At 32.8% G+C, this 12,363-nt stretch carries 9 protein-coding genes and 1 pseudogene; 8 read left to right on the forward strand and 2 right to left on the reverse strand.

Annotated features, from left to right (window positions below; all coding sequences use genetic code 11):
- Window positions 1–11 precede the first annotated feature (11 nt).
- On the reverse strand, window positions 12–191 hold the full coding sequence (locus BN1242_RS12795; protein WP_062356839.1) for an H-type small acid-soluble spore protein: 180 nt from the start codon (window positions 189–191) through the stop codon (window positions 12–14).
- A 175-nt stretch (window positions 192–366) separates the two neighbouring features.
- On the opposite strand from BN1242_RS12795, the gene BN1242_RS12800 reads away from it, so the two are divergent.
- The 8 genes and pseudogenes from BN1242_RS12800 to BN1242_RS12835 all read left to right on the forward strand — a co-directional run bounded on the left by BN1242_RS12800 (window position 367) and on the right by BN1242_RS12835 (window position 11,214).
- Entirely contained in the window at window positions 367–2,097 is a 1,731-nt protein-coding gene (locus BN1242_RS12800; RefSeq protein WP_062356843.1) for an ABC transporter ATP-binding protein, read from the forward strand.
- On the forward strand, window positions 2,090–3,865 hold the full coding sequence (locus BN1242_RS12805) for an ABC transporter ATP-binding protein (RefSeq protein ID WP_062357111.1): 1,776 nt from the start codon (window positions 2,090–2,092) through the stop codon (window positions 3,863–3,865). Before BN1242_RS12800 ends, BN1242_RS12805 begins: the two co-directional genes overlap by 8 nt.
- 408 nt (window positions 3,866–4,273) lie before the next feature.
- Window positions 4,274–6,028 (forward strand): ABC transporter ATP-binding protein, encoded by a 1,755-nt coding sequence (locus BN1242_RS12810; protein WP_062356846.1) that lies wholly within the window; start codon window positions 4,274–4,276, stop codon window positions 6,026–6,028.
- The gene (locus tag BN1242_RS12815; protein ID WP_062356851.1) at window positions 6,028–8,040 is read left to right on the forward strand and encodes an ABC transporter ATP-binding protein; all 2,013 of its coding nucleotides are present in this window, start codon (window positions 6,028–6,030) and stop codon (window positions 8,038–8,040) included. The genes BN1242_RS12810 and BN1242_RS12815 overlap by 1 nt, the downstream gene beginning before the upstream one ends.
- Before the next feature lie 205 nt (window positions 8,041–8,245).
- Window positions 8,246–8,875 (forward strand): NUDIX hydrolase, encoded by a 630-nt coding sequence (locus tag BN1242_RS12820; RefSeq protein ID WP_062356855.1) that lies wholly within the window; start codon window positions 8,246–8,248, stop codon window positions 8,873–8,875.
- Between the two features lie 183 nt (window positions 8,876–9,058).
- Window positions 9,059–9,424 (forward strand): rhodanese-like domain-containing protein, encoded by a 366-nt coding sequence (locus BN1242_RS12825; RefSeq protein WP_062356858.1) that lies wholly within the window; start codon window positions 9,059–9,061, stop codon window positions 9,422–9,424.
- Between the two features lie 27 nt (window positions 9,425–9,451).
- Entirely contained in the window at window positions 9,452–10,090 is a 639-nt protein-coding gene (locus tag BN1242_RS12830) for a ribonuclease H1 domain-containing protein (protein ID WP_062356861.1), read from the forward strand.
- A 186-nt stretch (window positions 10,091–10,276) separates the two neighbouring features.
- A pseudogene (locus BN1242_RS12835) lies at window positions 10,277–11,214 on the forward strand (DMT family transporter).
- Window positions 11,215–11,254: 40 nt separating this feature from the next.
- On the opposite strand, the gene BN1242_RS12840 reads toward BN1242_RS12835, so the two are convergent.
- Window positions 11,255–12,361, reverse strand: coding sequence for a Ger(x)C family spore germination protein (locus tag BN1242_RS12840; protein WP_062356864.1), 1,107 nt, complete (start codon window positions 12,359–12,361; stop codon window positions 11,255–11,257).
- Between the last annotated feature and the right edge of the window lie 2 nt (window positions 12,362–12,363).

Here is a 12,363-nt window from a genome sequence, read left to right on the forward strand (position 1 = left end):
AACACCTAGTTTTATCCCTCTTTTAATTCGGATATATCCACCACCGTTCTTTCTTCCAACGGTCCACGTAAATGCACTGTTGCAGTTGCTCCGTCTTCGTTAAGTTTGTCAATCCAAACAGATACACCATTATAAGTAACATTCACTTCTCCTGAAGAAGATAAGATTTGTTTCAATCGTAATGGATCCATTTTATCAACTCCTTATTCATAGTCGTTTGTATTTTCTGCAGACAGTCTAGAACTATTCTTTAGAACAAAATATTTATTAAACGGAACTCATACGAATGTCATGTATCATAAAAATTTGTTATGATAATGAAAGATATTTCGTAAGACTAAGAAAATATAAAATGGGGGAGGATGCATGCATTCAATTTTTACTATTTTAAATCGCTATAAATTTATCATAATATTTGCCTGGCTATTCATGTTAATCGAATTGACAGTTGAACTCATATCTCCATTAATAATGGCAAAAATTATTGACGAAGGTATTATAGGGAAGGACATGAATGAGGTAATCATATGGGGAAGTGTACTAATAGGCTTAAGTTTGTTAGCCTTTGCATCGGGGATTACTAATTCTTTTTTAGCGGCTCGTGTTAGCCAAGGATTTGGCTTTGATATCCGAAAAGCACTTTTTCATAAAGTTCAGTATTTATCCTACGATAAATTAAATTATTTCCCGACTTCTAGTTTAATTATTCGATTAACAAACGATGTAACTCAAATTCAAAATACTGTGTTCATGAGTTTAAGAATTGCCTTGCGAGCACCATTACTTGTTATATTTGGAACGGTTATGGCGATGTTTGTATCAATTAAATTATCTTTACCACTAATTATTTCGATACCTTTTTTAGTAGCTTTTTTAATTTGGATGATGAGAAAGGGATTTCACCTTTTTCAATTAGTACAAAAACAATTAGATAAAGTCAATAACGTAATGCGAGAAAATTTACTAGCCATAAGACTAATTAAAGCTTTTTCGCGAAAATCATTTGAGTCGAAACGCTTTACCAATGTTAACGAACAGTTAATGGGACAAACAATGAAAGCTTTACGTTTTATTGAGGTAGGCGCACCAACTTTATTGTTTTTTATGAACTTAACCATTATCTTTGTACTTTGGTTCGGTGGACAAGAAATCGGTAACGCAAATATTGAAGCAGGTAAAGTTGTGGCGATTGTCAACTATGGAACACGAATTACTGGGGCATTATCGATGTTAACTTGGATTATTATGGCTTTTTCTCGTGCAAAAGCATCTGCAAATCGTGTTCACGAACTATTAGAAATGGAAGAAGAAAAAACGAATGGGAAAAAAATGTCGATTACAAAGGGAACAATTGATTTTCATAATGTTTCCTTTCAATATAGTCAAAGTGAAATTTCTATTTTAAAAGATATTTCATTTTCGATACGTGGTGGGAAAACAGTCGCTATTATCGGTGCGACCGGGGCTGGAAAAACGTCATTAATTCAATTAATTTTACGTCTTTTCGAACCGACAAAGGGAGAAATTCATATTGACGGTTATAAATTACAAAATATACCACTTCCATCATTACGTCAGCAGATAGGTTATGTTCCTCAAGAAACATTTTTATTTACAGGAACTATTAAGGAAAACATTGCTTTTGGAAATCGAAATGCTTCGATGAAGGATATTGAAACAGCAGCAAAAGCGGCACAAATCCATGATGCAATTATTCAATTTCCTAACGGATATCATACAATAGTAGGGCAGAGAGGAATAAATTTATCTGGTGGACAAAAGCAACGGCTAACTATTGCAAGAGCCTTAGTTCGAAAACCGAAAATTCTTCTATTAGATGATTGTACGAGTGCACTTGACTTACAGACGGAAAAGAATTTACTACGATCGATAGAAGATTTTCAATGCACCATTTTTATGATTACCCAAAAAATTTCCACAGCAATAAATGCAGACTTCATTTTACTACTCGATGAAGGAAGATTAATTGCAAAAGGAACACATGACGAGTTGTTAGAATCTTCAATCCTCTATCGAAAAATTGTTAAATCACAAGCGAAGAAAGGGGGATTGATAGTTAATGAGACCGATGCATAGAAATATTACTAACGAAACTAGTCAACAGCTACCATCTAATCGTTGGAAAACGATAAAACGGTTATTAGAAGAATTGCACGAAAATAAAGGAATCTTGTATATCGTTCTATTAATCGTACTCATCAATGCGGCACTTGGAATTGCGGGACCTTTTTTAATTGGTGTTGCAATTGACCAATTTATTTACGAGGAAAGAACAACGAAATTTATTTATATAGTAATAGGTTTATTGATCGTTTATTTTTTATATTCTTTAACAAGTTTCTTACAAAATTATTGGATGATTGGAATTGCACAAAATACTGTTTTCTCAATGAGAACGAAATTATTCACTCATTTACAAGGATTACCAATTTCTTTTTTTGATAAAAGACAACATGGAGAATTAATGAGCAGAATAACGAATGATATGGATAATGTTAGTTCTACCTTAAACAGTGCGGTTATTCAACTATTTCTTAGTACTTTAACGTTAGTAGGCACGATTGCGATGATGCTCATTTTAAGTCCAGTTTTAACGGTAATAACATTAATCATTGTTCCCTTAATGTTTTATGGAATGAAGTGGATAACAAATCGTACTAGCCGCTTATTTAAAGAACAACAAAAATATTTAGGGGAATTAAATGGGCATATTGAAGAATCGGTTTCAGGGCAAAAAATAATCAAAGTCTTCTCACAAGAAGAAGTAATAATAGACGATTTTTTAGTAAAAAGTGAAAAGTTGAAACAAGCAGGCTATTGGGCACAAACGTACTCAGGCTTTATACCAAAGTTAATGAATATGTTAAATAATTTAAGTTTTGCACTAATCGCGTTTATTGGGGGTATTTTTGCACTAAATGGTTACATAACAGTTGGAGTGATGATAACTTTTACGGAGTATGCAAGACAGTTTACACGTCCATTAAATGATTTGGCAAATCAATTTAATACTTTATTGTCAGCAGTTGCTGGTGCAGAAAGAGTTTTTGATTTACTTGATTTGGAGCAAGAAGAAAGTGACGAAAAATATGCTAAACAGTTACTAAATATAAATGGAGCAGTTGAATTTTCTCATGTCAGTTTTTCTTATGAAAAGGCCGGCAATACGATAAATGATGTCAGTTTTCAAGTGAATCATGGTGAAGTGCTTGCAATTGTAGGACCAACTGGGGCTGGAAAGACAACGATTATTAATTTATTATCACGGTTTTATGATTGTGATCAAGGAGTGATTCGGATTGACGGAACGGATATAAAAAAAATGACGAGAAGTAGTTTGCGCTCCAATATGGCTTTTGTCCTACAAGATGTATTTTTATTTGAAGGAACTATTCGGGAAAATATTCGTTACGGACGATTAAACGCTACAGATGAAGAAGTAATTATTGCGGCTAAACGAGCGAATGCGCATCGGTTTATTACGAGACTCCCTGACGGCTATGATACAGTGTTACAACAAGATGGTTCCGGAATTAGTCAAGGCCAGAAACAATTATTGTCCATTGCAAGAGCGATATTGCGGGATCCGCAAATTTTAATTTTAGATGAAGCAACTAGCAATATCGACACGGTGACCGAAGTGCATATACAAGAAGCGCTGCAACAATTGATGAAGGGCAGGACCACTTTTGTGATTGCCCATCGACTCAATACAATTCAACACGCTGATAAAATTTTAGTATTAAATAAAGGAACAATCGTAGAAATGGGAACTCATGAACAACTTTTACAGAGAAATGGCTTTTATTGTCAATTATATAAAAATAAACATAGCGTTATATGAAATTTTAAAAAATTATCAAAAAAGTATTGACACTATTTTGTGAGAAATGGTATGATTTTTAATGGTGAAATTATTATTAAAATTAGAAGGGAGGTTATGACCATGATGACAATGCAATTCAATGACATTCAACAACATATAATATTAGGTCATAGCTTGCCTTTTATTGTCATTTTTTGACATAAACTTTTGTTTTCCAAGAGTGCAAGCTAATGATTTAGCTTGCGTCTTCTACTTGAGACACCGTACGCTCATGTAATGACGTACCGTGTCTTTTTTTGTTGCCAAAAAATGACAAAAAAATGAAAAGGAGGAGTTATTATGTATGAACTATCATTAATAATTATGAAAATTTTGGAGAAAGAAAGCGGGTAGTAAATTTTTCTTTAAACAAAGGAGTGTAATAACATGTTTTCTGTTTTAAAAAAATTGAATTGGTTTTTCAAGCAACAATGGAAACGATATACAATTGCGATACTTTTGTTGATTTTCGCAAATATATTTGAGATTATTCCACCGTTAATCATCGGTTCAGCAATCGATGCAATATTTCTTCGCTCGTTAACGATGACACTCTTGCTCCAATTTATCTTAATATTATTTATTGGAGCAATTGTTAACTACACCATTACCTATTATTGGCAATATCAATTGTTTGGTGGAGCGTTTATCGTTGAGAAATCATTACGTTCTAAAATCATGAATCATTTGCTTAAAATGACACCAACCTTTTATGAGAAAAATCGTACCGGGGATTTGATGGCTAGAGCAACAAATGATTTAAAAGCTGTATCCGTAACGGCTGGGTTCGGAATATTAACGTTAATTGATTCTACCCTCTATATGTTAACGATTTTATTAACGATGGGGTTTCTCGTTTCATGGAAACTAACATTGGCTGCTGTATTGCCATTGCCGCTTCTTGCTTTAGGAGCAAAGTATTTAGGAGATAAAATTCATAAATATTATACAGATGCACAAGATGCTTTTGGTGATATGAATGATAGAGTTTTAGAAAACGTTGGCGGAATTAGAGTTGTTCGGGCATATAACCAAGAACGTGCTGTGGAAAATCAATTTTTCCAAATGACGGAAGCAGTGTTTCATAAAAATATGAAAGTGGAAAAAATTGATGCTTACTTTTATCCACTAGTCCGTACATTAACTGGTTTAAGTTATTGTATCGGGCTTGCATACGGTACTTTTTTAGTTTTCCAGCAACAAATTACGTTAGGGCAACTCGTCTCATTTAACGTGTATTTAGGTATGTTAACTTGGCCAATGTTTGCCATTGGAGAGTTAATAAATGTAATGCAAAGGGGGAATGCTTCGCTGGACCGTGTACAAGAAACTTTAGACTATAAGGAAGATGTGAGTAATCCTCCACATCCGAAGAAAACTCAAATATTAGAAAGCATTGAGTACGCAAACGTCCAATTTCAATATCCGTCTTCCTCTGTAGTAAATTTAAAAAATATTACGATTAAAATTAAACAAGGAGACACCATTGGGATAGTCGGAAAAACTGGCAGTGGAAAAACAACCTTTATTAAACAATTATTAAAAGAATATCCAAAGGCAAAAGGGGAATTACTGTTAGCTGATACACCTATCGAACAACAAACGAACGAACATGTTCGCAGTTGGATCGGTTATGTCCCCCAAGACCAATTTCTATTCTCCCGATCGATTAAGGAAAATATTTTATTTGGGAATGAAAAAGCAACAGATAATGAGTTAGAGAATGCGATAAAGCTTGCAGCAATTGATCAAGATATCCATTTTTTACCTAACGGCTTACATACGCTAGTAGGAGAAAAAGGGGTAGCTTTATCAGGAGGTCAAAAGCAACGAATTTCTATTGCCCGTGCCTTAATAAAAGACCCGGAAGTTCTTATTCTTGATGATGCCTTGTCAGCTGTCGATGCGAAAACAGAGGCAAAAATAATCAAAAATTTAAAGAAAGCACGTTCAGGAAAAACGACAATCATTTGTACCCACCGTCTTTCTGCTATCGAACATGCAAATTGGATCCTTGTTCTTGAAGATGGTGAAATTGTCGAAGAAGGAACTCATGAACAACTACTCCAAAAAAATGGTTGGTATAAAGAACAATTTGATCGCCAACAACTATCAAAGAAAATGGAGCAGGGGGTGAATTAATGGTTAAAAAGCGACTATTCAACTACGCTAAATATTATAAAAGCATTATTTTTGCTGCATTATTTATGCTAACAATTGCCGTTGTAGCAGATATTATTGGCCCTTTCGTTGCTAAGAGTTTAATTGATGACCATATTCTAGGAATAGAAGATTATTGGGTAGAGACAGACGAATCAAATAAATCTGTGAATTTCAATGGTAAAACATATACAAGATCTACCTATTTAATAGATGATCATGCTACAATATCCGCTACAATCATACAAGCGGGGAGGAATTTTTATTTTATTGAGGATCAAGTCCCACTAGACGGTGAGTACGAATATGCTGATGGAAAAATAACGGTAAGTAATCTAGATGAAGTACAGATATATGACGCACAAAAACTATCTGTCGCGGAAACAATGTTATTTTATGGGCCAGAAATTCCGATGATGATTTTGTTAATCGCTATTTATTTTAGCTTATTTGTAATCTCAGGAATCTTTAATTATGGTCAATATTATTTTTTACAAAAAGCAGCAAATCGAATTATCCAAAAAATGCGTAATGATGCATTTCAAAAAATCCAAACATTACCAATTTCTTACTTTGATAACTTACCAGCTGGGAAAATTGTTGCTCGTATTACTAATGATACGGAAGCTATACGTGATCTTTACGTAGCTGTATTGTCAAATTTCTTTACAGGTTTCGTATATTTAACAGGTATTTATACAGCAATGTTTATATTAAATGCAAAACTTGCTTTCATTTTCTTAGGAATATTGCCACTCATAATCCTATGGATGGTATTTTATCGAAAGTTTGCATCGAAATATAACCATGTCATTCGCTCAAAAATAAGTGAAATTAACGGGATGATTAATGAATCCATTCAAGGGATGACTATCATTCAAGCATTTAATCGCCAAAAAACGACAATGAATGAATTTGAAACATTAAATGAAACACATTTTCAATATCAAAATAAGCTTTTATCCCTGAATTCCTTATCATCACACAATATTGTCGGTTTACTTAAAAATATTGTCTTTGTCGGATTTATTGTATATTTTGGATATGATGCGATTGGAGCCAATACCGCTATTACAATTGGAGTTTTATATGCATATGTTGATTACATTAATCGGCTCTTTAACCCAATTTCTAACATCATCAACCAATTATCTAACTTAGAACAAGCGATGGTCGCTGGTGAACGAGTGTTTCAATTACTTGATGAAAAAGGAAAGCCAATTAGTGACAAAAGAATTCCTCGTTTTCAAGGAAATGTGCAATTTAAAAATGTCTATTTTAGCTATGAACCGAGTAAAGAAGTATTAAAAGATATCAATTTCTCCGCACATCATGGAGAAACGGTTGCTTTTGTCGGTCATACCGGCTCAGGGAAAAGTTCTATAATGAATTTGCTATTTCGATTTTATGATTGTACAAAAGGGGAAATTACGATTGATGGGAAAAATATCCAAACAATAGATGAACAGACATTAAGGGATCATATGGCTATTGTTTTACAAGAACCTTATTTATTTACTGGAACGATTGCGACAAATGTTAGTTTGGGAGATACAAGGATAACTCGAGAAAAAATTGAAGCGTCACTAAAAGCAGTCGGAGCGGATAAAGTATTAAAAAATTTACAAAAAGGGATCGACGAACCAGTAATTGAAAAGGGAAGTACTTTATCATCAGGGCAAAGACAGTTAATATCATTTGCTAGAGCGCTAGCTTTTAATCCAGCCATTTTAATATTGGATGAAGCAACTTCGAATATCGATACCGAGACAGAAAGCATTATTCAAAATGCAATGCAAGTATTAAAAGAAGGAAGAACAACTTTTATTATTGCCCACCGTTTGTCTACTATTAAAGATGCGGATCAAATAATTGTCCTTGATCAAGGAACAATTGTTGAGAAAGGAAATCATGAACAATTAATGGAACTTAAAGGAAAATATTATCAAATGTATCAATTGCAACAAGGGGAAACGTTTAATCAAGTAAGTTAATCAGTTTTAACTTTAATAAAAGAATGATAGACTTATATTAAGACTGGACTGTCTAATTATAGTTCATAAAGATAAGTAATACATATCCATATGTACTATTAGACAGTCCTATTAATATGTCTTTCTCAAAAAAATGATCATCGTTAATAAGAAAAGAGAGTTATCAAAGGCAGTCTCAAGAATAAAGGAGGAGAGTAGGGGAAAAATGGTAATTCAAAATATTATTGACAAAGTAAAAAACCATTCTCCAAAAATGTTAGACAGTGACCAATTCCGCGCTTACGCTATCCTCATTCCGTTAATATCAATCGATAACGAAACACATATTTTATTTGAAGTTCGTTCAAAGCAATTACGCAATCAGCCAGGGGAAATTTGTTTTCCAGGAGGACGGATAGATACTGATGATTTGGATGCAAAAGCTGCAGCAATTAGAGAAACTTCAGAGGAAATAGGTATAGATTCTATCGATATACAACAAGTATTTCCACTAGATTACTTAATACAACCGATCGAAGGAAGAACTATATATCCATTTATTGGTTTAATCAAAGAAAATATACAACTTAATCCGAACCATGACGAAGTAGAGGAACTATTCACCGTACCTCTAGCACATTTCCTTCAACAAAAACCAGAAAAACATACGTTGCGATTTAATATTGTGCCAGACCAAAACTTTCCTTTCCATCTTATTCAAGGTGGAGAAAATTATCCTTGGAAAACAAGAAGTATAATAGAGTACTTTTATTTTTATAAACAATATTGTATTTGGGGACTTACTGCGAAAATATTAAATCATTTTACTACTATCATTGAAAATGATCCAAAATAAGGAAACTTATTTCCAATTTTTAATCATTTATCTTTACAAGAATACCGTATAACGTATAAGATAATAAGTGAATTATATATTAGTGAATGACGTAAATTAGATTGGACATCTAAAAATCTTAATTTCAAATAACGATAATTTGTTTACAAAACAGTGATAAAATAATTTTATAGGGAGATGCTTATGGTATATATTTCTATCTTCATCATGTCAATAGTCAGCTACATTTTATATGTTAGATATGTACCAGTAATGAATGTACTATGCAAAAAGCTTGATTCAAAATATTGTCAGGAAGTGGAATTTGTTGTTCTGGATATTCGAGACTATCAAGAAGCAGCAAAACAGAAAATTGATAAAACAATAACAATCCCCTTTGCATATTTAAAACGGTATGCCCATGAAATACCGAAAAAGCCAATACATTTAATTTGCGCGAATAGCCTTGAAAGAAACATTGGTACACGCTTTTTAAGAAGAAGAGGATTCCAAATTATCTCATGTACACTAACTGAAAAAGATTGTATGAAAGAGGTCATATCCGCGTAATTGAATTACAAATTTGGAGGCCCAGCTATGAAACGTAAATATTATTGTGTTTGGATTGGGAAAAAAACAGGTATTTTTACTAATTGGGATGAGTGTAAAAATTATGTTCAAGGTCATCCTAACGCAAAATATAAAGCCTTCCCATCCTATGCAGAAGCAAAGGCAGCTTTATTAACAGGTTGGGAAAATTACTACTCTCGTTCTAGTCCACACCAACAAGGGTTGAACAGTAGTCAATCCATGGTTAATAGTAGTGAAACAATATATATAGAAAATAGTATTTCAGTTGATGCCGCTTGTAGTGGCAATCCAGGGCCCATGGAATATCAAGGTGTTTGTACAAAAACAGGAAAAAACATTTTTCATTTCGGACCAATTACTGGAACGAATAATATCGGGGAATTTTTGGCCATTGTCCATGGCTTAGCATTATTAAAAAAACAGAACAATCCAATGCCGATTTACTCAGACTCAGTTAATGCGATAAAATGGGTTCACCAAAAACAAGCAAAAACAACATTGAAACGCACAGCTGATACCGAAAAAACTTGGCAATTAATTCAACGGGCAGAATTATGGCTACAATCTAATTCTTATTCAAATCCTATTTTAAAATGGGAAACAGACAAATGGGGAGAAATAAAAGCGGATTTTGGACGGAAATAACAGTTGAAATCTTAGGCAAGTGAAGAAAAATGGTAATTATCTTCACTTGCCTTTTCTCTTGTTGTTTTATCGACATCACTGTAGTGAGGAATGAACCACGATTCAACAATTTTCCTTTTACATAATCTATTTTTCTAGTATAATTAAATATTGTTTTTCTAGTAAAATAGTAGTCGAGGTGAATAAATGAACAAAGCAGAACGCTTTTTTTCTAATAAATATGGTGCAATTATTGCAGCACTTGTCGCAACTTTCTTATGGGGAAGTGCTTTTCCGTTCATTAAGATTAGTTACAATGATTTAAATATAGAGGCTAACGAAATTGGTGAACAAATCCTATTTGCAGGTTATCGATTTTTTATTGCTGCATTAATTATTATAATCGTTTTTCAAGTTGTAATGAAAAAAAATATGACATTAAAACAAACAACTATAAAACCATTAATCCGATTAGGCTTGTTTCAAACATTTCTACAATATATTCTTTTTTATATCGGTTTAAGTTACAGTACTGGGGTTCAAGGATCCATCATAGCAGGAACAACATCTTTCTTTCAAATTCTTTTTGCCCATTTCATGTACAAAAACGAAAAAATCAATTTGAAAAAAACAATCGGTCTTTGTATCGGTTTTACTGGGGTAATCTTTGTTAACTTGACAAAAGGTAACATGCAACTTACTTTCGGAGTAGGGGAGTGGTTGTTACTTTTCTCTACGGCAACATCAGCATTCGGTAATTTATTAGCGAGAAATACGAGTGCAAAATAGATGTCGGTTATTTAACTGCTTATCAAATGTTGTTTGGGTCTCTTGGTCTGTTAATCATTGGAGTTATTCAAGTTGGTTTCTTTCCATTTACTTTTACCATTTCATCATTTTTCGTATTGATTTATTTAGCTTTCGCTTCCGCTTTTGGATTCGTATTGTGGAATAACGTCATGAAGTACAATGAAGTTGGAAAAGTATCTATGTATTTATTCTTAATTCCAATCTTCGGTGTATTCCTTTCCGCACTATTATTAAATGAGCTCATTCATATATTTACAATGGTCGGTTTAGCATTAGTTACAATCGGTATTATTTTTGTTAACCGAGAAAAGCGATTAAAAGCAGACCATCAATAATTTTTAGTGAGGGAATGAAACAACTTTCCATTCCCTCCCATTATTCAACTGTTCCAGTACTTTTTATTTTTGGGTTAATATGAACTTTAAAGTCTATTTCAGGATATAATTCTTTCCATTTTTGTTCTGTATTATATGTATGAAGTCTTGTTGCTTTATAACGCAAACCAAAACCTAAAGGATCCGCTTTATTTTCTTGAAAATACTTAAGCAAAGAACTGACTTGTTTTTCCATTTCTTTTTTTACAATTTTGCTATATTCCTCTAATTTTTCATCCTGCAATTTTTGATTCGTTTCTTCAATGATGCCAATTACATCTACATTAACATTAATATACGGTTTTCCTTTGTTCGTTATTATTTTAAATTTACTATTAATCGTATCAATGTACATCGTGAATGTTAAATCTTCTTGAGTAACTGTTACATTTAGTTTTTTCGTTCCCTTAGAAAGAATATTATAATATTTTGTTTGTTCCTCCGATAAAGTGATAAAATTATTTTTCCCATTAATAATGATAGATTGATTAACAACTAAACCATCATCGTTTTCATCCATCTTAATAATTGGCATAATGGGGTCATAACCACTTTCTTTCATTCTTCTAACAAAATCGAATAAATGTGTTTGAACAATATAAGAACTTTCTACTGCGTTATCTGAAAAGAAATTAATTAATGACATGGAACCAGCCATTTCTGACTTCGGTTCCGTTTTAATAATTTTCTCTGCGCTCGGCTGCCCGACAGCGATATAAGAAATCATTTGAATATCTCTTCTTCTCCTAAAAAAATCAAGCACTTCCTCAATATTTCTTTTTACAACTTTTTCACTTAAAATAATTGTTCGTAAATGACCAAAGTCAAGCTCTTTATCTGAGTGGGTTTTTAAATATTGGATGGTCTCCGCTAAACTATTTCCATGTTTGGATATATATGTATAGTTTGCACCAGATTCTTTTAAAGAACCAGTGGGAACAGCTAATTTTAAGGTTACTTTATAAGGATTTTTTTCATCATCTGTTACATCAATACCAATACCCATAATAAAAATGCGTTTATCAATATCTTTAAAGCCACAACCCGCTAATACGAAAAATAACAGAAAGAATACTTTTACAATTATAAACAACCTTCTAACACGCATTG

This window comes from Bacillus kwashiorkori, from assembly GCF_001375515.1.
GTDB classification, from domain to species: domain Bacteria; phylum Bacillota; class Bacilli; order Bacillales; family Caldibacillaceae; genus Bacillus_BK; species Bacillus_BK kwashiorkori.

Coding starts and splice junctions, on each gene's coding strand:
- BN1242_RS12795 (WP_062356839.1), bottom strand. CDS start 191: ATGGATCCATTACGATTGAAACAAATCTTATCTTCTTCAGGAGAAGTG.
- BN1242_RS12800 (WP_062356843.1), top strand. CDS start 367: ATGCATTCAATTTTTACTATTTTAAATCGCTATAAATTTATCATAATA.
- BN1242_RS12805 (WP_062357111.1), top strand. CDS start 2,090: ATGCATAGAAATATTACTAACGAAACTAGTCAACAGCTACCATCTAAT.
- BN1242_RS12810 (WP_062356846.1), top strand. CDS start 4,274: ATGTTTTCTGTTTTAAAAAAATTGAATTGGTTTTTCAAGCAACAATGG.
- BN1242_RS12815 (WP_062356851.1), top strand. CDS start 6,028: ATGGTTAAAAAGCGACTATTCAACTACGCTAAATATTATAAAAGCATT.
- BN1242_RS12820 (WP_062356855.1), top strand. CDS start 8,246: ATGGTAATTCAAAATATTATTGACAAAGTAAAAAACCATTCTCCAAAA.
- BN1242_RS12825 (WP_062356858.1), top strand. CDS start 9,059: ATGGTATATATTTCTATCTTCATCATGTCAATAGTCAGCTACATTTTA.
- BN1242_RS12830 (WP_062356861.1), top strand. CDS start 9,452: ATGAAACGTAAATATTATTGTGTTTGGATTGGGAAAAAAACAGGTATT.
- BN1242_RS12840 (WP_062356864.1), bottom strand. CDS start 12,361: ATGCGTGTTAGAAGGTTGTTTATAATTGTAAAAGTATTCTTTCTGTTA.